The organism is Treponema sp. C6A8 (genome assembly GCF_000619925.1).
Taxonomy (GTDB): Bacteria; Spirochaetota; Spirochaetia; order Treponematales; family Treponemataceae; genus Treponema_D.
In genome coordinates, this window is the sequence record NZ_JHVB01000001.1 from 406,085 (window position 1) to 430,801 (window position 24,717).

General features: G+C 39.9%; 23 protein-coding genes. 11 read left to right on the top strand and 12 right to left on the bottom strand.

The features are described from left to right. Nucleotides 1-81: 81 nt before the first annotated feature. The 9 genes from T530_RS0101815 to T530_RS14525 all read right to left on the bottom strand — a co-directional run bounded on the left by T530_RS0101815 (nucleotide 82) and on the right by T530_RS14525 (nucleotide 10,282). A complete protein-coding gene (locus T530_RS0101815; RefSeq protein WP_027727538.1) occupies nucleotides 82-1,548 on the bottom strand; it encodes a glycoside-pentoside-hexuronide (GPH):cation symporter in 1,467 nt (488 codons plus the stop codon). A 41-nt stretch (nucleotides 1,549-1,589) separates the two neighbouring features. After that, nucleotides 1,590-2,255, bottom strand: a complete 666-nt coding sequence (locus T530_RS0101820; protein WP_027727539.1) for a TetR/AcrR family transcriptional regulator — start codon at nucleotides 2,253-2,255, stop codon at nucleotides 1,590-1,592. A gap of 42 nt (nucleotides 2,256-2,297) precedes the next feature. Next, on the bottom strand, nucleotides 2,298-3,770 hold the full coding sequence (locus T530_RS0101825; RefSeq protein WP_027727540.1) for a hypothetical protein: 1,473 nt from the start codon (nucleotides 3,768-3,770) through the stop codon (nucleotides 2,298-2,300). Next, the gene (locus tag T530_RS13240; protein WP_051537742.1) at nucleotides 3,754-5,472 is read right to left on the bottom strand and encodes a glycoside hydrolase family 36 protein; all 1,719 of its coding nucleotides are present in this window, start codon (nucleotides 5,470-5,472) and stop codon (nucleotides 3,754-3,756) included. Before T530_RS13240 ends, T530_RS0101825 begins: the two co-directional genes overlap by 17 nt. 86 nt (nucleotides 5,473-5,558) lie before the next feature. Then, nucleotides 5,559-6,602, bottom strand: coding sequence for a 23S rRNA (adenine(2503)-C(2))-methyltransferase RlmN (gene rlmN / locus T530_RS0101835; protein ID WP_027727541.1), 1,044 nt, complete (start codon nucleotides 6,600-6,602; stop codon nucleotides 5,559-5,561). 13 nt (nucleotides 6,603-6,615) lie between these two features. Continuing rightward, complete coding sequence (locus T530_RS0101840) at nucleotides 6,616-7,761, bottom strand: tetratricopeptide repeat protein (RefSeq protein ID WP_027727542.1); 1,146 nt, start codon at nucleotides 7,759-7,761, stop codon at nucleotides 6,616-6,618. A 52-nt stretch (nucleotides 7,762-7,813) separates the two neighbouring features. After that, nucleotides 7,814-8,170: a hypothetical protein gene (locus T530_RS0101845; RefSeq protein WP_197018225.1), complete on the bottom strand. Its 357-nt coding sequence runs from the start codon at nucleotides 8,168-8,170 to the stop codon at nucleotides 7,814-7,816. Nucleotides 8,171-8,255: 85 nt separating this feature from the next. Further along, on the bottom strand, nucleotides 8,256-8,801 hold the full coding sequence (gene rsmD / locus T530_RS0101850) for a 16S rRNA (guanine(966)-N(2))-methyltransferase RsmD (RefSeq protein ID WP_027727544.1): 546 nt from the start codon (nucleotides 8,799-8,801) through the stop codon (nucleotides 8,256-8,258). 152 nt (nucleotides 8,802-8,953) lie between these two features. Next, nucleotides 8,954-10,282, bottom strand: coding sequence for an ankyrin repeat domain-containing protein (locus tag T530_RS14525; protein WP_051537744.1), 1,329 nt, complete (start codon nucleotides 10,280-10,282; stop codon nucleotides 8,954-8,956). Between the two features lie 281 nt (nucleotides 10,283-10,563). Between T530_RS14525 and rpsF the strand changes: the two genes are divergently transcribed. The 5 genes from rpsF to dnaB all read left to right on the top strand — a co-directional run bounded on the left by rpsF (nucleotide 10,564) and on the right by dnaB (nucleotide 13,814). Further along, nucleotides 10,564-10,851 (top strand): 30S ribosomal protein S6, encoded by a 288-nt coding sequence (rpsF, locus tag T530_RS0101860; protein ID WP_027727545.1) that lies wholly within the window; start codon nucleotides 10,564-10,566, stop codon nucleotides 10,849-10,851. Between the two features lie 30 nt (nucleotides 10,852-10,881). Continuing rightward, on the top strand, nucleotides 10,882-11,367 hold the full coding sequence (locus tag T530_RS0101865) for a single-stranded DNA-binding protein (protein WP_027727546.1): 486 nt from the start codon (nucleotides 10,882-10,884) through the stop codon (nucleotides 11,365-11,367). 25 nt (nucleotides 11,368-11,392) lie between these two features. Then, nucleotides 11,393-11,704, top strand: coding sequence for a 30S ribosomal protein S18 (gene rpsR, locus T530_RS0101870; protein WP_027727547.1), 312 nt, complete (start codon nucleotides 11,393-11,395; stop codon nucleotides 11,702-11,704). A gap of 163 nt (nucleotides 11,705-11,867) precedes the next feature. Beyond that, nucleotides 11,868-12,380: a 50S ribosomal protein L9 gene (gene rplI / locus T530_RS0101875; protein ID WP_027727548.1), complete on the top strand. Its 513-nt coding sequence runs from the start codon at nucleotides 11,868-11,870 to the stop codon at nucleotides 12,378-12,380. A gap of 108 nt (nucleotides 12,381-12,488) precedes the next feature. Further along, entirely contained in the window at nucleotides 12,489-13,814 is a 1,326-nt protein-coding gene (gene dnaB, locus T530_RS0101880; RefSeq protein WP_051537746.1) for a replicative DNA helicase, read from the top strand. A gap of 117 nt (nucleotides 13,815-13,931) precedes the next feature. On the opposite strand, the gene T530_RS0101885 is transcribed toward dnaB, so the two are convergent. From T530_RS0101885 to T530_RS0101895, 3 genes are all read right to left on the bottom strand, one after another. After that, nucleotides 13,932-15,056, bottom strand: a complete 1,125-nt coding sequence (locus tag T530_RS0101885) for a cation diffusion facilitator family transporter (protein WP_027727550.1) — start codon at nucleotides 15,054-15,056, stop codon at nucleotides 13,932-13,934. A 2-nt stretch (nucleotides 15,057-15,058) separates the two neighbouring features. Next, a complete protein-coding gene (locus tag T530_RS0101890; RefSeq protein WP_027727551.1) occupies nucleotides 15,059-16,618 on the bottom strand; it encodes a P83/100 family protein in 1,560 nt (519 codons plus the stop codon). 67 nt (nucleotides 16,619-16,685) lie between these two features. Beyond that, nucleotides 16,686-17,306, bottom strand: a complete 621-nt coding sequence (locus tag T530_RS0101895; RefSeq protein WP_027727552.1) for a YgjV family protein — start codon at nucleotides 17,304-17,306, stop codon at nucleotides 16,686-16,688. Between the two features lie 115 nt (nucleotides 17,307-17,421). Between T530_RS0101895 and T530_RS14530 the strand changes: the two genes are divergently transcribed. The 6 genes from T530_RS14530 to T530_RS0101925 are packed head-to-tail and all read left to right on the top strand — an operon-like array spanning nucleotide 17,422 to nucleotide 24,632. Then, entirely contained in the window at nucleotides 17,422-18,948 is a 1,527-nt protein-coding gene (locus T530_RS14530; RefSeq protein WP_027727553.1) for a methyl-accepting chemotaxis protein, read from the top strand. Further along, nucleotides 18,938-19,360 (top strand): chemotaxis protein CheW, encoded by a 423-nt coding sequence (locus T530_RS14535; protein ID WP_027727554.1) that lies wholly within the window; start codon nucleotides 18,938-18,940, stop codon nucleotides 19,358-19,360. The genes T530_RS14530 and T530_RS14535 overlap by 11 nt, the downstream gene beginning before the upstream one ends. Then, nucleotides 19,357-20,385, top strand: a complete 1,029-nt coding sequence (locus T530_RS0101910) for a chemotaxis protein CheB (RefSeq protein WP_027727555.1) — start codon at nucleotides 19,357-19,359, stop codon at nucleotides 20,383-20,385. The genes T530_RS14535 and T530_RS0101910 overlap by 4 nt, the downstream gene beginning before the upstream one ends. Before the next feature lie 19 nt (nucleotides 20,386-20,404). Continuing rightward, nucleotides 20,405-21,214: a protein-glutamate O-methyltransferase CheR gene (locus T530_RS0101915; RefSeq protein WP_027727556.1), complete on the top strand. Its 810-nt coding sequence runs from the start codon at nucleotides 20,405-20,407 to the stop codon at nucleotides 21,212-21,214. Then, complete coding sequence (locus T530_RS0101920) at nucleotides 21,211-22,857, top strand: response regulator (protein WP_027727557.1); 1,647 nt, start codon at nucleotides 21,211-21,213, stop codon at nucleotides 22,855-22,857. The genes T530_RS0101915 and T530_RS0101920 overlap by 4 nt, the downstream gene beginning before the upstream one ends. Beyond that, nucleotides 22,854-24,632: an adenylate/guanylate cyclase domain-containing protein gene (locus T530_RS0101925; protein ID WP_027727558.1), complete on the top strand. Its 1,779-nt coding sequence runs from the start codon at nucleotides 22,854-22,856 to the stop codon at nucleotides 24,630-24,632. The genes T530_RS0101920 and T530_RS0101925 overlap by 4 nt, the downstream gene beginning before the upstream one ends. The last annotated feature ends 85 nt before the right edge of the window (nucleotides 24,633-24,717 follow it).

Here is a 24,717-nt window from a genome sequence, read left to right on the forward strand (position 1 = left end):
ACCGGTACTTTTGTACTTATTAAAGCACGATTACCGGCAGGCATTTTTTATAATTTCAGTAGTTTTTTTTTATTTTTCTATTTATTCAGCCTTTGCTTTGAGCTGATTGCTTATTTCACTTACTTTTTCATCAGTAAGGATATAGTGACGTTTGAAAACGATAAGGCCAATAATCAATACAGCCATTGGAATCAAAGTCATGCACATTCTGAGTCCCATTCTTGAAGACTGAGAAAGAATGGTTCCGCTGAAAGAATCTTTACTGATATGGAATACTGCCAGGATGATTGAAGCAATCAAGGCAGAAAGTCCTGAAGAAAGCTTTACAACAAAAGTCTGCATACTGAAAATTACAGCTTCTTCACGGTGTCCGTTCTTAAGCTCACCGTAGTCAACTGTGTTTGCAAGGAATACAGTAACAACGACGTTGAGCATACCGATTGCGCTCATAATAAGGAAGGCAGATGGAACAAGTACCCAAAAGTTTGATGTACCGCTGAAGGCAATAAACAGAAGGATAATGTAGCCGATAAATGCCATAAAGAAACAGCAATAGAAAATTTTCACAGTGTTGATGAAAGCACGGAAAATAGGGAAGAGAATCATCATTGCAAGAATCTGGAAGCCGCCGCCGAAGGTATTGAACAAAGTATAGTTTGTTTCCCACTGAGCAGGGCTGAAATCATACTTGAAGAAGTAGATTACCAGGTTAGAAGTGATGTAAAGGGCTGTGTTAATCATAACGATTGCAATTACCATTGTAACTGCCTGGTCGTTACGGAAAAGAGCCTTGAACATATCTCCAACGCTTGAAGTTTTTACATCAACTGTTGATTTTTCCTTAATATTGATACAGCAGATAACTGTAAAAAGTACAAACAAAACTGCAATTGCAAGGGCAACCATCTTAAATCCGATTGCATCAAGGCTTCCCTTAATCTGAACTGCCTGAGCTGAAGTATTTCCAAAATCTGCTACAGCCTGTTCGTACTGTGCTGTAAGGTTTCCGCCGAATTTGCTTCCAAGGAAAGCAACACATGGAACTGCAAGAATTGAAACGATGGCGCTGCCAACACCGGCGCAAGAGCGGGCAAGGGCAGAAAGACCTTCACGTTCTTTTCCACCTTCAGTAAAGGCTGGTATCATTGACCAGTATGGAATATCCATCATTGTATAGGTTACACCCCAGAGGATGTAAGTAACTGCTGCGTATGCAACTAAACCACGTCCGTTCATTGCAGGAGGGCAGGCAAACATCAAATAAAGAATTACTGCGTTAGTAACTGTACCAATCAAAAGCCAAGGACGGAATTTTCCCCATTTAGTCTTTGTTTTAGAAACAACAATACCCATAATTGGGTCATTGAATGCATCAAAAACACGTGCTGCAAGAAGAATAATTCCCATTGCAATTGCACTTACACCCATAATATCCTGATAGTAGTACAGGATATAACTTGCAGAAAGCATATAAACCATATCCTTTCCGACTGCGCCAAGGCCATAAGAGAGTTTCTCTACAAAGCCTAACTTGCGTTTATTTTCCATAGTTTCACCATCCTCCATTTGTGGTAAATCTTTTTTAAATGCTAATTTTTCAGAACTTCAAGCAGCATTTCTGCAAGAAGCTTCATCTGGGCAGTTCCATTAACTGCAGAATCCATTGCCAGCATGTTTGCAGAAAGGGAAAGCTTTTGTGCCATGCTGAAGAGCGAGTGCATTGTTGTAAAGTAAACGTCGCACTGGCAGTCTGCATAACGTTTTTTGATTGAGCCGTCGCTGATACCTTTTGAGATGGCATTTGCAACGACATCCTGAACTGTGGCAATCATTCCTTCATAGTCAAAAAGACGTTCGTAGCTGATTTTCTGACGATTGATGTAAGAGTCAAAAAAGTATACGAAACGCAGGAAGGTTGACTGAGTATCGTAAAGGTCAACGAACATTTCAAAAATCTTTTCAATCTGTCCGTAGCCTGTTAATGCTTCATAATCCTTTCCCTGCAGGCTTGGCATAATGTTTTCTTTCTGTTTGTTCCAGGCCCAGATTGCAGTACGGATTGCAATTTCATCTTTAGTTTCAAAGTAGCGGTACAAAGATGCAACTCCGATTTCTGCAGTTGCAGCTATGTCATTCATCGTAATTGTATCGATGCCTTTTTCAGAAAAAAGATTGAAGGCGCTTTCAAGAATTCTGTTGATTCTTGAAGTTTTCAACTCATTCTGTTCTTCCTGATGTTTTTCCTTTGGTGTCATTTCTCTTTCCTACTTTTGTTTATTTTTTACTATTTATATTGCCTAAAGCTGCATTCCAAGAGCGAGTTTTACTGCATTATAGGCACCGTCATAAACATGATTTTTGTGAGCATTAAGAATGTTCTTACAGAAATCAAGCTCAAGCTGTGGATTTTCCATAATCTGTTTAACTGCTGCACTTGCGATTTCAGGTGTTGCACATTCCTGAGTTCCGTCACCCAAATCTGCAGAATGAATTGCTCCCCACATTTCGTGTCCGCCGATACGACGGATGAAAAGCTTTGGAACCGGGTAGAAAGCAAGTTCACTTGGTTTTGTAACAAGGAAATCGCAGGCGCGCATTAAAAGATTTGTTATGTAAACTGCAGCAAAGATATCCTTGTTGCAGAAAACGTGTACTCCATTAGAAGAGAAATCATCAGAACCTGAAATTGCTTTTTCTGCAAAGTCGCACTCATCAGTCCAGTTATCAAAATGAGTATGGCAAAGACCTTCGTTTTTAAGTTCCGGAATAAGATTTTTGAGGGTTTCCCAAACGTTAGCGTAGTCTCCGCAGTTTACGTAAATGCAGGCTTTTTTCTGATTTACGTAAGGCATAAGAGTCTTGATAATCTGAGCAAAGAATTCACCCTGAGCGCCAGCCCCGCCGATTGTCAAAAGGAAGCGGATAGGCTTTCCGTTAGAAGCGCGGTCGCAGCGTTTTTTGCAGTCTTCTTCTATATTCTTTACAAGTTCGTCGTCAATGTAGTGGCCTGTGTAAACGATGTCTTTCATAGGCATAGGATTCAAAACCTTATCGCCGTCAAAACCGTTCAATGTAAGGTAGCCCCAGTAAGAATTCTGAGTCTGAATCGTGTGCAGTGAACCTTCCGCAAGATGCAGGGCCATCGGCCAGTTATCAGGAATCGCGTTTACGACTTTAGTCATTCCTGCATGGATGGCAGCCTGAGCAGGCCAGACGTGAGTTCCAATAATAGGAATGTCCTTTGGAATGTTCTTAAAAACTGTAGTCATCAGTTCTGCGTTTTTCTGGTCGCCTGCGTTATATGAAAGCTTTTTGAAGCCTTCATAGTTCAAAGGTTCCCAGACGAATTTATTGAAAAGTTTTGATTTCTGAGAAAGGCGTGAACCCATAGAATACAAATCATTCTGAGCAGAGATGATTTTTGTACAGGTTGTCTCCGGGAATGAGTTCAAGTCAAGCCAGAGTGGAGTGTAGCCCATAGCGTGAGCGGCGCTTGCCATAGCCATAGAGATACGGTAGTGACCAAATCCCATACGGATATTTCCGATAATAATCGGCTTTTCAGGAAGAACTGAAGCAAAATCGCTGGCAGCATTCTGGTCAATTACGATAGTTTTAAGGCCAAATGGCTTTGTAAGTACCTCATTATTTACAAGATTGAGTTTATAATCAACATTGCGGTCATCACCAAATTTCTTGATGAATTTTTTCTGACCTTTACAAGCTTTCTTGTAATCCTTTTTGCTGATCTCATTACCGAATATCTGCATATCTTTCCTCCAAATCGATAGTGCCCTGGTATTTTCCATTTTTTGATTCAACTGTATAAACATTGTCTCTCAAGGCTTTTACACTGAATTCTTCGTTTTTATATTTTTCGTTTATTCCAACGATAGTTTTTGCAATTTCAATTTCTTCTTTGCTTGTTGATTTTGCAGGATCATCAGAATACATAATCTGATTTCCGAACAAAACTGCAACTGTAGCAATAAGTTCCTTTTCCTTTGTAGTAAGCGAACAGTTTTCCTTTCTGATAAAGATTACGTCCGGGTCGTTATTGAAGATGATTTTGTTCCACATAGCGCGGCCGATTGAATCTTTTACGTTAAGATATGCTGAGTTGCGTCCGTTCCAGTTGAGCTTTTTAAGAAGCTTGTTTTCCCAGTGTTCAAAAGTGTCGCAGCCGGTACGAGAAAGCGGGAAGTAGTTGAATGCTGGTTCAAAAGGAACACCGCAGCCAAGGTAGCATACAGGCTTTCCGTCCTTATTCTGAGTTCGGCTTGTAAGGGCTTTTACGGCGCGGTTGAACCACTGGTAAGCAGCTCCTCCGTTTTTATAACATCCCCAAAGCATTCCGGCATACAAAAAGTCCAGCTTGATATAGCGGAAACCCCATTTATTGATTACTTTATCAAGAATTGAATCAAGGTAAGCGATTACTTCAACGTTACTCAAATCAAGACAGAAGAATGTTCCCGGAAGACTAGGCTGCATTTTTCCAAAGTTAGCGCCCCAGAGAGGATTGTAACCTGCCATAACAGGCTTTCCGTGCTTATTTCGTAAAATCCAGTCAGGATGTTCCTGTGCAGTTTTAGAGCGATAATCGATGATAAAAGGCGCAAGCCAGAGGCCCGGCACATAGCTGTTTTTTTCTATTAAATCTGCAAGAGTATCCAGTCCCTGTGGGAAGCGGTCCTTGCGAACGTCCCAGTCACCAAGGGCAATTTCCCAACCGTCATCAATCTGGAAAACGACATTCTTTCCTTCAAAGCCGCCGATATTGATGAGGTTCTGAGTTTCTTTAAGAGCCTTCAAATCATCAACAATGAGGTTGTGATTGATGTTGAAATAGTGATTGTACCAGCTTTCCCAGCCGGCAGGCTGTTTTCCCAAAAACTGAATTGAGTCAAAGCGGGAAGAGTAGTTAGGATTTTCCTTGTCGCAGGAACCAAATAATTTTTCAAGTTTTTCGCGGCATTCAAAATATGAACTTGCTGTAAATACAGTGATTTTTGCCTGAAGTTCGCCAGTCTGCCATTCTTTTCCTTTGTCTGCAAGTTCGTAAGTTACAGTGTTGTTATGACGGTTGAATACAAACTGTACAGGAGGAAGAACGTCATTAATATTTCCGCAGGAAACAAAGCAGAGATAAAAGTTTTCCCATCTGATATATGAAACGAACTGTCCCAGAACGATGTTTTTTGAAGTTTCAAAGTGTGATTCCGGGAAAAGAATGTAGTGATTCCACTGTTTTAAAAGGTGGCATTTAAGTGAAGGCTGAGTTTTGTTAGGCTCAAGCTCTTCACATGGGTTCCATGACTGCCAGCCGCCCATGTTAATCCATGCGTATTTTAAATTATATTTTCCGGCATTACTGACGTTGAGTTCTTTAAGCAGGGTAGAAATCCGGATTGGATCCAAAACTGTGTTTTCTTTAGCCTTATAGGCCTTGCCTGTAAAAAATTCTGTCATAGTCAATCCCAAGGCGATAGTTTTAGTTTTACACTGATAGTATTACTATCACCTTAATATCACTATAACTTGAATGCAGGATTATGTCAAATAGAATTTATAGCATTAGAAGAATCTTTTACTGTTTTTCCAAGCTGACCGCATGCCCCGCCAATTTTTCTTCCGCGTCTGGTTCTCAGCGTTACGTTTAGCCCGGCACGCTCCAGCTTTGCAACAAAAGCTTTTACTTCGCCGGAAGTCGGTTCTACAAAAGGCAGGCTTTTTACCGGATTCCATGGAATAAGATTGATGTTTACGTCAGCCCCGCAGGCAAAATCAATCATATTTTTTGCGCTGATGTCATCTGTATTTCGGCCGCCAAGCAGGGCAGCTTCAAGTGTAACCCTCTTGCCGGATTTTTCTGCATAGTAGGCGATTGCCTTTTTAAGCTCAGGAAGGGGATTGCCGCCTGTAACGGGCATGATTTCTTTTCTCAAGTCTTCGTTGGCGGTTGTAAGGGAAACTGCAAGCCTTATATGAGGACCGTTGTCAGCAAGGTCGTAAATGCCCTTGATAATTCCGCAGGTAGAAAGAGTAATGCGTTTTGAAGAAAGGGCTCGTCCGTCTTTATGGCAGAGAACTTCTATTGCCTTACGGATGGCGCCAAGGTTCTGCATAGGCTCTCCCATTCCCATAAAGACAATGTTGTCAAGTTTGCCGCTTGTTTCTTCCAGATATAAGAACTGCTCGACAATTTCGTATGCTTCAAGATTGCGGGAAAGTCCAAGTGTTCCTGTCATGCAGAAGGCACACTTCATGGCGCAGCCGGCCTGACAACTTACGCAGGCAGTCTTACGACCTTCCTTATCTGTAAGAAGGACAGTTTCTACGATATTTCCGTCGCTGAGTTTTATCTGAAGTTTTATTGTGCCGTCCGGATCCTTTAGCACATTTTCAATATTTGAAGAACGGAGCAGGGCCTTTTCTTTAAGTTCATTCCTTAAATCAAGGCTGAGGTTAGTCATTTTATCAAAATCTGATACACCCGTGCCAATCCATTTAAAAATCTGATTAGCACGGAATTTTTGAGAAAGCCCCAGTTTTTCTCCGATTTCCTGGGGTAAAAGTCCTGAAAGTATTATTTTTTCCATTTTGCTCTGAATACTAAATTCTTGTTAATTTAGCATAGAGATTTTTTACCGCATAATTGCGACCGTCAATTCTCATGTAGTTTTCAAGAGTTTTAACGGCATCTTCTCTTCTGCCAACAGCAAGATAGCATTCTGCAAGATCAATGTAAAGACGAGAGTTTCTCTGGTCATTTTTGATAAGATTATTAAAGCGGGTAATAGCCTCATCAATTTTTCCCTCACCTTTGCAGATAAGGGCAAGACCAATTGCTGCGTAAATATCAAAGTCAATCTCAAGAGCTTTATTATAGAAGTTCTTTGCTTCCTCGTAGTTTCCGGTTGTGCGGTAAGCATCGCCAGTACGGGTAAGAATAACCTTGTTTTTCGGGTCAATTTCAAGAATTTTCTTCCAGTATTCAATTGATTTGAACTGCTGGTTCATGCCGCGGTAGCAGTCTGCAAGACCGAAGAGGGCATAGAAATTGTTTGGTTCACGGTCGAGTGTCATCTCAAAGAACTTAACGCCTTCATCAAAAGTTTTAAGCTTTCTGTGGCAGTTTCCGATTGCAGTCAAAACACGAATGTCTGAATGTTCCTTATTGATTTCGTAAACGCGGGTCCAGTAGTAAAGGGCATCCTTATACTCTTTAAAGTCGTAGTTCAAGTGACCAAGACCGATAAGGGCATAAGCGTTGTCTGTTTCCATATCAAGAACTTTTAGGTAAAGTTCCTTTGATTTTCTGAAGTCATGGATTTTGCGGTAAGCATCAGCTACACGGGTAATTACAGTGATGTTTTTATCATCCTGAACAAGATACTGCTGCCAGATTTCAATGGCGCGTGAATACTGATTCATTGCCTTATAGCAGTCTGCAAGTCCGAAGAGGGCATAGCTGTTTGCAGGGTAACTTTCCAGACATCGGTTATAGTAAGTCATAGCTTCGTGGAAATGTCCCTGTTTGCGCTCTGTATCACCAAGTCCTACAAGAGCATAAGAGTTGTTGTCCTGGATTTTCAGGATTTCTTCAAAGGCGATTTTAGCTTCAAAAAAGTTGTTTTCTTTTAGAAGGAGATAGGGCCGCTTTGACATCTCGGCGATTTTAGCAAGCTGTTCATCGGCTTCGTTAAAATTTTCAGGAACAATAATGTCGTTTTCCTGACTAAATAAATCTTTTTCCACTTTTGTTATCCCCACTTTTTTTTAATTTTTATTTAATAAAAAGTTTACTTTTTTAATCGGTTATCAGCTTTGAAATAACCTTTGCTATCTGCTCATAAATGGGCTCCGTTTCCCTGTTATTATGGGCAAGATAATATGCCTTCAGTGCCTTTAAGCTCTGATTTTTATCCATGTAATGATTTCCAACTCTTGTTAAGCCGTCAGAATAACCAGTGGTGATAAAAATGCGTCTGGCATCTTCGATGTTTCCGTTATTAAACATTGTGTTGGCTTTGCGATTAAGAATTACCTTCTGTTCAGAAGACAGGCCATCAACAGGATTATCGGTCAGTCTTATAAAACCGTCCGGCATCTTTTTCTGCTGAATACTTTCTACGAACTTTTTTTCTATTTCTTTTCTCTTTGCCATTTTGTATTAAATAACCTTAACACACTTATAAATTAATTATAAGGCATAATTTTCAAAAATGCCAATTAATTATAATAAATTTTTATCACTTTTTATAAGCATAAAAATCTACAATTGAACGACCGTAAACACGCTGATCAACACGAGTGAGATTTCCAATAGTGTCTGGCATAAAATGCTCTTCCGGGCGATGAACCATAATCATGCCGCTTTCATTTAACATACCGGCTTCATCTGCTTTTTTGATTAAATCTTCATGAAATTTGTAAGGGAAGGGCGGATCAAAAAAGATGTAGTCAAACTTAGTTTTACAGCGTTTGATAAAATATTCAACCGGCATAAAATGACATTTGATTTTTACGCCGCATTCCTTTTCTGTAACTTCTACGTTTTCTAAAACTGTATTTACCTTAATTTTATCCTTTTCGCAGAGTTCAACATGACTTGCACCGCGAGAGACAGCCTCAATTGCAATTGTGCCTGAACCTGAAAACAAATCAAGCCAGGACTTTCCGCTCAAATCTCCAAGAATAGAAAAAACAGATTCACGCATTCTGTCCATTGCAGGGCGGATAACGCCGTCCGGACACTTTATGATTCTTCCTTTTAATTTTCCACCAGTAATTCTCATTTTTATTTTTATTCCTGTGTAAGCCCGCCGGTCAGAGCGGGCGGTGTTTTATTGCAAAGTACTCAAAACAAAGTTTTGAGTAGTAATTCCCAGAGGGAACGTACGTAAAAAAAATTGCGATGCAGCAATTTTTTAGCTTTACCTGCTTAATACTAACGCTGCGAATTCAATGACCAGTAAATATCATCGCGGGCTAATTTTGAATTTTCTTTTGCGTAATCAAAAACAGTCTTTCCTTCTACCGAACGAAGAGTTTTTAAAGCATCGTGTTCAAGAAGGATTTTTATAACTTCTGTTGAAGATGCGTACTGAGCCGCATACATCAAAGGTGTTTTTCCATTATAGAAAGTGTTTAAAGGAATTTCCTTTTCCAAAAAGAGGTTGATTTTTGCCTTCATTACATAATCAAAAGAGTAATTAGAAGACAAAAGAAAGATAAAGGCTTTTAAAAGTTCCTTATCTGAAGGCTGGTAATAGTCCATAAGACGTTCTGTTATCTGAGGATTATTTCCGTAGCAGACTGCAAGTAAAAATGCCGAAGCCCCATATTTGTTGATTGTTTTTGTGTCAGCCTTTGCTTCCAGTAAAAGATTCATAGTTGAAAGACTGTCAGAATAGCGGGCAGCATACATTAAAGCTGTCCAGCCGTCATCATCCTGCAAGTCAACCTTGGCGCCGCTTTCCAATAGATTTTTTACCTGCCATTCATTTCCGCTGGCTGCTGCCTTCATCAAATCTGTGCGGCCTTTATTGTCCCTTTCATTTGGATTTGGAATAAGTTTCTTTTCTACAGGCTCAACAGGAGGAATTACAAATTCATCGGCAACTGCATAATCCTGAAGATATTCTTTTTTGTAGCGGAGGGAAGAATCCGAAGTTTCCGGCACAAAAGAAAAGCCACTTTCCTCAGCTTCTTCGCTTTCTTCAGGCCGAAGAACTTCTTGAAAAGGTTCTTCTGTTGCATCTGTAATTTCTTCTTCAGATTCATTCTGCTGGCTGTCTGATTCAGGAGCAGCAGGGCTTTCAACATAGGCGCTTGAAACAGATCTTCTTGGTGCTGTCATGGAAGCAAATTTTTTAGAGATTTTTTTATTTGGCTTTATCGAATATTTTTTTAATGCCTCCTGGTGATTTTCTATGAGTTCTATTTTTACGCTTTCAAACTCCTCAGAAAAATCATTTTCAGGCTCAGATGTAACAAAGGTCATGTTTTCTGCAAGGCAGAATTTTTTAGGATTTATATCAAAATAGCACCAGTTTGCAAGGGCAGCCCTTCTGCTTTCAAAAGGCCCCTTTTTGATTTTTCGGGCAATTTCGCCCTTTCTTTTATTGATAGACCACTGGCTGATATTTTCTTCAGATTCTTCTACTTTTGTTTCTTCAAGAGACTTAGTTTCCTGGGCGTAAGCAATAGGCTGCAAATTTAAGAACATGATAAAAAAAGCAAAAGATGATACAGTTTTTAAAATCTTTTTTAACATAGAAAAATTATACCTTATTCGGAAAAAACTCACAAGTTTTTCTATTAATTACATATTTTTCAAGCTACTTGTATGTTTTTCATAAATTAGATATAGTACTAGAACTTGCTGAAAAGCATTTAACACCCCTTGGAAGTCCAAAGCAAAAGCTGAAGGATTTCCCTTATGTCCACAAGGAGGAATGATAAACTTTCTTACAGGTTTATCATTTATAATCAGATACCGTTGGTTTTTCAGATTATACGAATAAGTCCTCCTGAACAATTCTTAGGAGCTACTTTATGAAAAAGTACGAGCTTATGGCTATTTATCCAATGGATGATGAAAAGTCAAAAAAAGGCGCAGAAGATGTAAAAAGCGCTCTTTCTAACTTCGGTGCAGAAATCACAGAAGAAAAACTCTTTGGTGAGCGTGATCTCGCTTACACAATCAACAAACAGAGAAAAGGTCGTTTCTACCTTTACACAATGTCTCTCAACCCAAGCAAAGTTGCTGAAATTGAAAAGATTTTCAAAATCAACCAGAACTTGCTCAAATATCAGTTTGTCCGCCTTGACGACGCAAACTAAGATTTACTAAATCACTTTTAGGAGTTTATGATGACTGACTTGAATCACGTTGTACTTATCGGCCGCCTGACCAGAGATCTTGGTTCTGATGAACGAAGTTTTGGTTATGTTCAGAGCGGACAGGCTAGAGCTAATGTCAGCATTGCAGTAAACAGAAGCCGTAAACAGGCTGATGGCTCTTGGGGTGATGAAGTAAATTACTTTGATGTGACAATTTGGGGAAAAACAGCAGAAAATCTTAAGCCTTACCTTTTGAAAGGTAAACAGATTTGTGTTGAAGGATATCTAAAACAGGATCGTTGGGAAAAAGACGGTCAGAAGCAGAGCAGAGTTTCCATCGTTGCTAACAATGTTCAGCTTTTAGGCGGCAAATCAGAAGGAAGTGGAAGTCCTGTGAGCGGGGGTGCTCCTAGATTCCAGCCTGTAAATAATGCCCCTCAGGGTGGATATAATTCTTATCCAAATGAGTCATTCGGTGATTCTGGAAATGATTTTCCAGAAGATATTCCGTTCTAAATCTTAATTTATTAAGGAAATAATTATGGCTGAAGAAAACAAAGAATATGAAGAACAGGCAGCAGCTCAGGTTGCTCCAGAAGCTGAGGGACGTGACGAAGACCGTGACGGCCGTACAAAGGGAAAGACATACTTCCGCAAGAAGGTTTGCCGTTTCTGCGCTAACAAAACAAAGATTGACTACAAAGAAGCAGACGCTCTCCGCCGCTATATGACAGAGCGCGGTAAGATTCTTCCACGCCGCATTACAGGTACATGTGCAAAACATCAGCGCGAACTTGCAGGTGCTATTAAACGCGCACGTGCAATCTGCTTGTTGCCATACGTGACAGAATAAAATCGTAAACGATTTTATTCTTACGAGGTTTGCTACGCAAACTCTCGCGAGTAGTCTGTAATTTAGGAAAAACAAATTAAAACGCCGTGTCCATACTCCGGATATTAGGCAAAAATAATAAAACAATGGTGGCTCTGACCGGTCACCTTACACAGGAGCTTGTATGAAAGTTATTCTTAACGTAGACGTAAAATCACTTGGTGAAGAAGGAGACGTAAAAAACGTTGCTAACGGTTACGCACGTAACTATCTTCTTCCACGTAATCTCGCTGTTCCTTACAATGAAGCAACAGTAGCAATTTTTGAAGCACGCAAAGCAGAAATCGAAGCTCGCAAAGAGCAGAAACGCAAGGATTCTGCAAGCCTTAAAGAGAAGCTTGAAGCTCTTAACCTCGAACTGGTTATGCCAGCTGCAGCAAACGGAAAACTTTTTGGTGCAGTTACTTCAAACGTTGTTATGGAAGCTCTTGCAAAACAGGGATTCGAAATTGAACGCAAACGCATTGAAATTGCTGGTTCTACAATCAAACAGGTTGGAAACTATCATGTAAATGTAAAGCTTTACGAAGCTCAGGTTGCAGAAGTAAAACTTTCTGTTAAATCACAGACAGAAGAAGAAAAAGCTGCTGCTCCTAAAGCTGAAAAGAAAGCAGCTGAAGAAGCAAAAGCTGAGTAATTTTTAGAATAAAATCTGAAAAATATTCAGTAAAAAAGCCGGCATTTAATGCCGGTTTTTTTTTGATATGATATAATTAATAATATAAATAATATCAGAGGAAAAAAGATGGACGTAAATTTCAGTGATAAAGTTCCCCCGCACAGTATTGAAGCAGAGCAGGCCGTTTTAGGTTCTGTACTTTTGAATTGGGAATCCTTTTCCGAAGTTATTTCAAAATTACGCCCAGAAAGTTTTTATTCAGTACAGAACCAGCTGATTTACGCAGCTTTGCAAAAGCTTTTTACACAGAACATTACAGGCGATTCTCTTTCACTTATAAACGAACTTACAAAAGAAAATAACCTTGAAAAGGCTGGCGGTCCTGCCTATATTGCATCCCTTACAAACGAAGTACCATCTTCTTCCAACATTGAAGTTTATGCAAAAATTGTAATTGACCGCTTTGAACGCCGCGAACTTATCCGCATTTCTTCTGACATGCGCTCTACATCTTTTGAGCTTAATACACCAAGCGAAAACTTAATTGAAAACGCAGAAAAGAAAATTTTTGCCCTGGCAGAAAAGAATGAAAATACAGTAATTCATGCTGCAAACGACATCATGATTAAGGAAATCGGACTTATTGAAGCCCGCTACCGCAGTAAGAACCAGTTTACAGGTATCCCGACAGGTTTTGCAAAACTGGACACCTATACTTCAGGCTTTCAGAATTCCGAACTCATTATTATTGGTGCGCGACCTTCTATTGGTAAGACAGCGCTGGCTCTTTCTATGATGCAGTATATTGCCGTAGAAAAACATATTCCTTGCGGCTTCTTCTCTCTGGAAATGCCTTACGAAGCAATTGGTATGCGTATTCTGGCCCAGGAAGCCCGCGTAAACATGAGTAAAATCCGTTCCGGTATGCTTAAGCGCGAAGATGTTACTAAGATTCAGAACGCTGCCGGCCGCTGGTTTGAAGCGCCTCTTTATGTCGTAGATACTCCTAACATGCGTCTTATTGATCTTAGAGCCATGGCCCGCCGAATGGTAACAAAGCATGATGTAAAAATCATATTCATAGACTATATTGGTTTGATTACTACAGAAGATTCTTCTAAGGCTACTTACGACCAGGTAGCAGAGATTTCAAAGTCGCTCAAGGCACTTGCCCGCGAGCTTCAGATTCCTATTGTTGCATTAAGCCAGGTTGCCCGTGATGCAGAAGGTGAGGAGCCAAAACTCAATCAGATTCGTGGTTCTGGTGCAGTTGAACAGGATGCCGACGTTGTTATGTTCCTTCACCGCGACCGTCTTAAAGAAGAAACAGCCGCTCAGGATGCAAAGATTATTCTTGCAAAGCAGCGTAACGGTGCGACAGGTGACATTAAAATCATGTTCATTCCGTCGTACTCTAAGTTTGAGAACGCCCAGCAGGATGATGAAGGCTAAAATAGAAAATCCGTTAAAAATCGAAGTACAACAGTGCTTCGATTTAGGATTAACGTGAAAATGCCTCAAGTGGCGAGACTATGCGAGCCACTAAATAGCTTTACATATTACCTTTTATTAGTCAGACACGTCAAAGTCGAACTGAACCTGGACATCATAGTCCGGATAAGATTCTTTTACGTCTTCTACCACGTGATTGTAAATCGCCCTCATATCAAGGGAATCAAAGGAAACTACAATATCAAAGCGCATAAGCTTTTCAACTTCATCAATAAAAAAACCGTGCATCTGAATAATTTCGCTGTGTCCCATCACAATACGCATTACATCTTCATGGATTTTTGACGCCTGATCTTGCTTTGTGTTGATGCTGTAAACACCGATTGCAGTCATAACAACATTGTGCTTCTGTAAAACAACATCTGCAATTTTACGTGTAATAGTATCAATTTTATCAGCATTCCAGGTATCAGGAACTTCAATATGAACAGAGCCCAGATGCTTTTCAGGGCCGTAATTATTCAAAACAAGGTCATAAGCGCCGGCAATTTCCGGGTCAACAGAAATTACAGTCTTTTTGATGTCATGGGAAATATCAGAATCAATTCTTTCGCCAAGAATCTTGCTCAAAGTTTCCTGCAAAGTTTCGTAACCGGCCTTAATAATGGCAAAAGAAATCACTACACCAAGCCAGGCTTCAAGTGAAAGATGAAAGAAAATGAAAATAAAAGCCGCAAGAATAGTCGAAGCCGAAATAATTGAATCCATAAGGGCATCCTGACCGCTTGCAACAAGTGAATCAGAATTAACTTTTTTTCCTGTATGCTTTACAAAAAGCCCCAGAAAGATTTTTACAAAAACTGCAACAAAAATGATTATGATTGAAACAGTCGAATATTCAGGAGTAACGGGACTAATTATCTTCTTTACAGATTCAATAAGAGAGGTAAGACCTGCATATAAAATGATGACTGCAATTACAAGGGCTGTCAGATACTCTGCGCGTCCGTGTCCGTATGGATGCTTGCGGTCAGCAGGCTTTCCGGCAAGCTTTGTTCCAATAATTGTAATTACAGAAGAAAGTGCATCTGAAAGGTTATTCACGGAGTCCAGAATAATTGCAATCGAACCTGAAACAAAACCAACAAAGGCTTTAAATGCCGCAAGAGCTATATTTGCTGCAATTCCAATTGCACTTGTTCTTACAATAATTTTTTCACGTTCGTATGCAGTAATTGTCATAGTTACTCTCCAAGTAAAGCGCCGATATTAGTCTTATTCAAAACCTTGATTTTTCCGTCAGCACCGGTAACTGCAATTGCATTTCCTGTAACTGTAATAGGAGTGCCGGCTTTTACCTTTTCAACAGATTTAGATTTTAGTTTGAGGTTTGAATCAAAGCAAGCTAAATGATAAGTTCCTTTTTCATTGATTACGCAGTAAAAATCACTTCCGTCCTGAACCAGAAGGGAATTATCAGCAATAATCTCTTCGCTTTCTGAAACGATTTCCATATTTTCCTTGTCTATTAAAACAAGTTTAACAGCTCCGTTTCCCTTGTTTTCACCGGCAATTGTAAGGAAGTTATCAGAAATTGAAATCATCTGCCTGCTTCTGATTACATTAACAGGGGAGTTCTTTATTGCCTTTCCGCTAAGCTTGTTATAGCGGACGATTTTCAAAAGAGGCTTTTTTTCATCAATTATTACAAGGGCATAATCAGAACCTGCAGCGTCGTTTTCAGCCGCAGCTGTCTGAACTGCAATCTGGTCCCCGGCAATTTCCTTTCTTTCAATCTGAGCTTCAGAATCCTTTTTATCTGCAAGAGTCTGCTGTTTTGAAGCAGTTTCGCGTTCTTTTTCAATTTTTTCTGTCAGCTCTTTTTCAGCCTTCTGCTGCTTTTCAAGTTCCTTTTTAGCGTCGTCAGCATCCTTCTGCGCCTTCTGGTCGCCAGGATTCTGCTCGGCAATTTTCTGCTTTTCCTCAGCATCCCTTTTAGCGTCTTCTGTACGCGCCTTTTCTTCTTCCAGGCGTTTGTTGTCTTCTGCAGCCTGTTTTGAAGCGGCTTTAGCGTTTTCATTTGCAGTTTCTGCTTCACGCTCTTTAATGTCTACAAGATTTTTTCGGCTTTCAATGTTTTTATCATCATCTTCCTTCATTGAAGAAACAACGTTTTTATCGCTGATGACAGAAGTATCAATTGTGGAAAGTCCGCCGTTAGTTACATCATAAAGAGGAATTACAATCTGAGTTTTTCCTGGCCAGTCGTGATAGTCAACTGAAAGACCGCAGTTCTGTAAATCAAGGTGACTTACAACCGCTTCCTTATATTTTTCCTTGAATACGTCAAGCTGGGCGCGGTAAACGGCATTATAAACGGTAATAAAAACTGCAAGGGTATCGGCGTCTGTCTCTGAATAATTGTAGGCGGCGCTTAAATATCCGCTGATAATGCGGCGCAGGTTTTTGATATGGTCAAGCTGGGAACTTGAGCCGATTACAAGAATATCAGCATCAAGTTTTTCTTTTACGCCAGTATCAACGGCGTGAATAATAGAGTAGCGGGAAATATTTCCGATTCGGTCTGCTTTTTCAAGATTTTCTGCAACCTGAATTCCGATTTCGCTACCAATTCCTTTGATTTGAGCGGCAGTATTTATGACAGCATGAGGCCCTTCATAGTTTATAAACTCAATTTCCTGATTTTCTGCAAGGCTTTTTAATTCCGTAGTATTTACTTCAAGAGAGACAAGCAGACTGGAAAATGATATTAAAGAAACAAGTGAAAGAAAAAACTTTTTCATAAAAACTCCACAAATAAAATTCTGTTTAAAGTATCGGCAGTTTCATCAGAATTCAAAAACAGATTGCTTATAAGTTTTTTACAAAGAGACCCTTTTCCTCATTAAAGCCCATTTTCTTAAGGTAGTTAATATGAGCCTGAACATCAGTTTTCATAGTAAGCTTTTTAATGCCGTTCTGAGCAAGATAATTATAAAGGAATTTTCCAACAGAACAGTCACGGTAGGCTGGAACAGTGTAGTCAAGGTCAATCTCAAAAGATGCATCTGCAGATTTAGTTCCGTACATTACGCCGGCTGTATTTGCTCCGTTGTAAATAAGGTAAACGTCGCCTTCAGGTTTTTCAGCGCTCTTTATCTTTGCAAAAATGCCAGGGAAGAAGAGTTCAATGTCGCTTTTGTAAAGTGAAGCAAAATATGGAAGAATTGCGTCTGTTACTGGAACCTTTACAACTGAATATTCCTTCTTTGTGTTGGAAAGCTTATAGAGGCGGTACATATTGATTGCAATAAGGGCAAGCTGCATTCCGGCTGTCGGGTAAGATTTAATAACCAGAGCATAAACTGCAAAAATCACGCTTCCCGCAGTATTTACGATTCTAAGCTTTTTGAGCGAAGTCATAAGCATAGAAACTACAACTAAAATTGAGCCAGTATAGCCCACTAATTCGATAATTGTTGATATATTCATAAAAAAATTATACTTGATACTCGCTCTGGTGTATATTTAATTTCTTGATTTTGAAGTAAAATATGATAAAATTTAAACCCATAAATTTGTTTTATAATTAAAAGTGAGTAAAATCATGTCAAAAAAAGAAAAAAACAGAAGATCACTTAACTTTAAGTTGATTGCAATTCCTGCGATTGGCATTCTTGCCGCTCTGATTGTAGTTGTTTTAATGTCTGCCATGTCTATCATAAAAACAGCAGAACAGTTTGCAAAAATGCAGGGAGCCCCTGTTGTAGAAAAGGTTTTTGACCACATAGACGGAGATAAATTCGAAAAATTAACAATGAGCCTGAACAAAGATGACCCTTGGGCTGAACAGACAAGACTCTGGATGCTTGATGTGGCTCAGGTTGTAGGCTGTGAATATCTTTTCACCATGAGCCCTGTTTCAGGTTCAACTTATCAGTATGTTATAGATGGAAGCTGCGACCCGTCCGACAAGGAGCGCTTTTCTCCAATGGGTACAGAAGAAAACATTTCTTCCTGGTCTTCTGCTCCTTTTGAAACAATGAAAACCGGCCAACTCACCTCTACAAAAATGGTTTATCAGAAGGGCTGGGGCTGGACAGTTTCTACCTACAAGGCAATTAAAAACTCAAGCGGAAGAAACGTAGGCTTTATCGGCTGTGATTTTGAAATTTCTTTCATTATTAATATGATAAAAAAACGAATTACAATCATCTTTTCTATAAGCGCTGTAATTTTCATTGTATTTGTCATTATTATCCTCAAGCTCAAAAGCCTTATGCATCAGATTCACGCATCAGCTGAAAAAGAAATGCACATGGGTGAAGAGCTTTTTGAAGCGGCCCAGAACCTTGTTGTTTCTACAAAGGAAACAGCCGCTACCAGCCAGGATTCAAGCGCCGCAGTAAAAGAAATTGTTGCAACTATGGAAGATTCCAACGTCCTTTCAGAAAATATTTCAAAAAAGATTAAGGACGTTTCTAACGTTGCAAACATCACTTCTTCCGACGTAACCCAGGGTGTTGCCCAGATTGAACACAACGTTCAGCAGCTGCATGAAATTTTTGACGCTAACCAGCAGACAATCGAAGGAATTAAAAACCTCAGCGAAAAGATTGAATCTATCTGGGATATTGTAACGCTCATTAATAACGTTGCAGACCAGGCTAAAATCATCGCTTTCAATGCCGAACTTGAAGCTAGTACAGCGGGAGAGGCCGGAAAATCCTTCCGAATTGTTGCCAATGAAATCCGCCGCCTTTCAGACGGAATTATCGACGGAACCCGGGAAATTAAGGAAAAAATCAACGAGATTCAGCATTCGTCAGACTCCCTTATTCTTGCTTCAGAAAGCAGTACAGAAAAAATCAACATCGGCTATGAAACTGCAAACGGCCTTGGAGAAAAATTCGAAAGCATCAAAAAATCTGCTGAAATTACAGCTTCAAGCGCCCTTGATATTGCAGACATTATCCAGCAGCAGGCCAGCGCCAGCGAGCAGATTCTTATCGCCCTTAAGGAAATTTCAGCGGGCGTAGAAAACTTTACTGTTGCCACAGACAATATTTCGGGAGCTGCCGAAAACGTAAGAAAAATCTCCGAGGACTTGAATAATGCAAGCCATGACGAGTGAAAATCTTAGCGCATCAGGTTTCCTTGTTTTTTCAGTGAAGAAAGCTTTATACGCAATTAAAACTTCGTCTGTAAAGGAAATTATGCATTCAGCAAAAATTCATCCTCTTCCTTTTGTACCTGATTATATAGAAGGAATTGTAAACTGCCGTGGTGTGCCCTATACAGTGGTGAATTATGCTAAAATGATTAATGATGGTGAAAATGAAATTGAAGGCAGGACTGTTCTTGTTTTTAAACGCGAAGACGATCAGTTTGCCCTTCATATTTCCAATATAGAAATGTTTTTTGAACCTGAAGAAAATGACGTACGCGCGGACGGGATTCGCTATAAAATGAATCTGATTCCATTTTTTGACGCGGACGGTGTAGAAAAAAGACTTCTGGAGGATTTAAAGGTGGGGGATTTATGAGTAAACTTCGCATGCTGATTGCAGACGATTCTGCAATTACAAGAGGCTTATTTGAAAAGGCATTTACACAAAACGGTTTTGAAGTAGTATCGCTTGTTTCAAACGGAAGAAAAGCAGTAGATTTTTGCCGCGAAACAAAGGTTGATTTTGTTTTAAGCGATTATGATATGCCCGAATTAAACGGCGCAGAAGCAACTAAAATTATCACAGGCGAACTTGGCATTCCGGTTGTAATTTATTCAGATGATTTAAGTGTAAAAGCTGAGTGTATCAGCGCGGGGGCAGCACTTTTTACTAAAAAGCCGCCTCTTACTGCCTACAATGCCCAGACAATGAACGCTTTCGTTGCAGGCGTGCAGGAGGCACTGAAAAACGTAAAAGGCAGCCTTCATACAACAGCAGAATCTCATTCTATAAAAGACACGGTTCACGAAGTTCTTGGCAAGAAAGGCTTTAAGGTTTTGTGCATTGGAGCTTCAACAGGCGGACCGACAGCAGTTCAGAAGGTGCTTTCAGGGCTTGGAAATAATTTTCCTCTTCCTGTTTTATACACCCAGCACCTTGATATTGGCGCTGATGAAAAAATGGCAAAATGGTTTTGCGAAACCTGTCCGAATATTCCGATGTCTCTTGCCCGCGACGGAGAAATTGCAAAAGCCGGGCACGCTTACCTGGCTCCGGCAGACAAGCACCTTGTAATTGATTACGTAAAAAATGAACTTCCGGTTCTGCATCTTTCTGATGAACCGCCTGAGAGATTTTTGCGTCCTGCAGTAAATAAGCTTTTCCGCTCGGCCGCAAAAAATTACGCAAATAACTGCCTTGCAGTTTTAATGACAGGCATGGGACGAGACGGTGCCGAAGGCTGCAAGGAAATCATAGACAACGGCGGCTACACAATCTGTGAGGATAAATCTACCTGTACAGTTTTTGGAATGCCTGCTGCCGCCATTGAACTGAATGCCGCTACAAAGGTTTTTCCTCGTGACAGAATCGCCGGTGAAGTTTTAAAACTTGTAAAGTAGGACTTTTAAGGATTTTAATATGGATGAAAGTGAGTTTCTTTCAATAATAGCTTTGATTACCGCTCAGACTGGCATTGTTCCCCGCGAAAGTCATAAAATCGGTATCAAAAATTTTATTGAAAAAAGACTAAAAGAAATTGATACTCAGGGACTTCCTTATCATTCATATTTAAGATTAAATAAAGAAGAATTCGACCTTTTAATCAACGCTGCCACAGTAAACGAGACTTATTTTTTCCGGGAAGAAGCCCAGTTCCAGCTTTTAAAAGATAAGATTTTCCCCGAGCTTCGCGCAAAACTTGGAACTTCTCCTATGAGAATCTGGAGCGCAGCATCTTCCAGCGGAGAAGAAATCTATTCTCTTTATCTTCTTGCCCAGTCTTTGAATATCAAAAGTGAATGCATCGCAAGCGATATAAATTCATCGGTTCTTGAAAAATGCAGGGCAGGCCTGTATGCCAGCAGCACTACAAAAAAAATAGACGGCGCAAAATTTCATTATCTTCTGGCTCCCTTTCAGAAAGCAGATAAGTCAGTTTCATTCCCGGCAGCAGTCAGCAATAAAATAGAAAGAAAACAGCTAAATCTCAGCGACCAGGCAGCAGTCTTTCCAAAAGATTTAAGCCTGATTTTTATTCGCAACGTTTTTATCTATTTTACAATGGAAATGCGCAGGCAAATCCTTGAAAAAATTGTAAACGAAAGCCTTAATTCGGGCGGCTATCTTTTTGTTTCAATGAGTGAAATTGCTTCTATTGAAAAATCAATCATTCCAAAAGAGCTGGAAAAATGCTCAGACGGCAAGGTATTTTATTTCAGAAAAAAATGACAGAAACTAAAGCAGAATTCTTCAAGAAAACTTTCTCAACTGACGCCGGAAAATCAGAAAAAATCCTTCCGATGGAACTGGAAAATTCTCCTGTCATTAAAAATTATCTTCTGGAAACAAGGTGGCTTGCCCAGGCCCTAAAAGACCGTCCTAAAATTGCCAGGGAAATTTTCCGCGTTATCTGCATCACAAAAAACAATTCGCTTCTTTTAGGCTTTAATCCGGTTTATAAGCTTTACCGCTCTCTTGAAGAAGTTTATAAGGCCCTTGTAGACAAGAAAATCACTTTTTCACAGTCACTTTTCCTTCTTTTTGAAGCAGTATCAGAAAAACTTTTTGACTTCTGCAATCTTATAGAAAGGGGAGAACTTGACCAGGTAAATGAAACTGACATAAAGACTTATCTCATTTTCCTTGATAAAGCCCTTGCCGGAGAAATTTTCAATGCCTCTCATCTGCTTTCAAAAAAAGAAAATCCACTTTTATTGCAGAACCCGCAGCAGGAAGGCGAAACTTCACAAACCATAAAACCGGAAGAAAAAGATCCTCTTATTCATATTCAGTCTTCTAAAATCGGCCACTTTGTAAACCAGCAGGAAGAGATGATTGCCCGCTCCTATATCATCATGAATCAGGTTGACCTTTTGAAAAACGCCGTGCGGGAAGGTGACATGCGCACTGCCCGCGATTCCTTCAAACAGATAGCCCTAGACACTCAGACTCTTCAGAATTCCCTTTTGATTTCCCATGATGAACTTATGAGCTACATCCACGATGATAATTTCTTGCAGAATCACAAGGATTTACAGGGCTTTTTTGTATTTGCCAACGGCCGCAAATATCTTATTCCTTCAGAATTCGTAGTAGACATTGTAACCGGCAGCGCCCTTGATTATGAAGAAAAGATGAATCAGAAATACCTGATTTACACCCAGGAAAACGAATCTGGAACAGAACGCACAAGAGAAGAAATCCCGGTTTATTCTCTTTCATCACTTTTACCGGGCCAGCCTCCTGCAAAACACGCAGTTCTTGATTCAATCCTTCTGGTAAATTTCCAGCAGCAGAAAATCGGAATTATCGTAGATAAAATGCAGAAATTCGTTTCCCTTATCAAAAAGCCAATGCCTCCTGCCTTCGCCAATTTCCCGATTTTAAAAGGCCTGGCTTTTGATGAAAAATACGACATGATTCCTATTCTCTACATCCCGGAAATCATGAAAAAATTCCGCGCAATGCGTCCATACGACCAGAAGGTTTTTGAAGCCCATGCTGCCCGCCACATTCAGCGGGTTCTTATTGTAGAAGATTCAGAAACCACCCGCCTTATCGAGCACACAATTATTGAAGGCCGCGGTTTTCTGGTAGAAGAAGCAGCCGACGGAATTGAAGCAATGGCAAAAATCAAGGAAACTCAGTTTGATTTGATTTTATGTGATGATGACATGCCGCGCATGAACGGCGAACTCTTTTTGGACAATGTACGCCGCATGGAAAATTACAAAAATATCCCTGTAATTGCGGTTTCAAATAAAGACATAGCCAAGTCAACAGCCTTTATCAGTAAGGCAGATTTCAAGCGAGATGCATTGATTAAAAAAATAAACGAGCTTTTCAAAATTAGCGGAGGAAAGCAGAAATGAAAAAGCAGATTCTTATTTTAGAGCCAACTACAACACTTCAGGCCCTTTTTACAGAATGCACTAAAAAAACAGAACTGGAACTCAGCTTTGACACAAACGGAATCAGATTTTTAGTAACGCTTTATAACATGCTGCCTGATGCCGTATTAATCAATGCAAGAAACATGAATCCTTCCTGCATAGAAATCTGCCGCTTAATCAAAAGTGTTTCCCGCTTTAAGAATATTCCTATTGGAATTTACGTAACAAGTGACTTTGTTTTTCCTGCCGAATTCAAAACAACCTGCGGAGCCGACCTCTTTATCATTTTTAAGCCGGAAGATATTGCTAATAATATAGAAGAACTTTGCGAAAAAAAGAATACAGAACTTGCAGTTCCTGAAAAATACGACACAATCAAAAACGGAAGCTTTCAGAAAATCTTCTTTATGATAGACCATCTGGACGCTTTTTCTAAAATCGTAAATGAACTTTTGAACCTTATTACAGAAGTATGCCAGATTCCAGCCGCAGCAATCATTATGAATGATGATGATGGGGCAGAAGGCTACTATATCTGCGGAGAAAACTTTACCGAAACAGAAACAAATGACTTTTTGAAAGTCTGCGTAAATGATTTTGAAAAGCGCTTCCCGACTCAGAATATGACAAACTTTATTCCTCAAAAGCTGAGTACAGAAGTCCAGCTTGAAAAATATCACTCAGACGTAATTCCTCTTTCTGCCTATCAGGCCTTTGTTTTTACAAACAGCGAAGGAAAATCATTCGGTACTTTGAGCGTAGTTCGTGAAGGTGCCTTTACAGTAAAACAGACAGAAATCTTTTCTTATATGGTAAAGGAAGCGGCTCTGCTTCTTGAAACTGCCCTGAAAGAAAAACAGAAAATCAAATTTGAACGAAATATCCGTAAAGCCTTCAGCCGTTTTGTTCCTGAACAGATTATTGATGAACTTGTAGACGAGGCAGAAAAAAATGAAAAAGTAACAGTTGGAGAAAAACGCGACGTTGCCATTCTTTTCAGCGATATCCGTTCCTTTACAAATATCAGCGAGCACAACAAGCCAGAAGTAATCGTTGCATTTTTGAACCGCTATTTTACAATCATGACAACCATTATCAAAAAACACGGTGGAACTGTTGATAAATTTATTGGGGATGCAATTATGGCCTTGTTCGGCGCCCCTGTAAGTTATGAAGATAACGCCCTCAGAGCAGTAGCCGCCGCCAACGAAATGAGGGAAGCCCTTGCCACAGTTCCTCTTGAAGACCTTGTGCTTCCTGACGGCATGTCTTTTGATACAGGAATCGGCATTCATTACGGTGATGTAATTGTCGGTTCCATCGGTTCTGATGATAAAACTGATTATTCTGTAATCGGTGATAACGTAAACCTTGCAAGCCGCCTTGAAGGACTTACAAAAAAATACGGCACAAAGATTCTTGTAAGCGGCTCTGTTAAAAATGACATTAAATCTGATGAGTTTATTTTCCGCCATCTGGATGATGTAAAAGTGAAGGGTAAAGCAAAGGCTGTTCATATTTTTGCCGTAGACCGTGAACTTGCAGATTTTTCTGACCTCTACCGCGATTCTTATGATAAAGGACTTGCCCTATATCAAAAGGGTGTCTTTAATCTTGCAAAAGAGTATTTTGAAAAAGCCCTGGAAGCTGCCCCTTCAGATAAGGCAACAAAACTCATGCTTGCCCGCTGCGAAGATTTCATAGCCAATCCGCCGCAGAACTGGGACGGCGCCATTGCATTTAATGAAAAGTAGAAACTCACATTATTGACATCCATCCCTGTCTCTTGTATTGTGGTAAAACATTTATATATATGGAAAAATAAAACCACTAATAAAA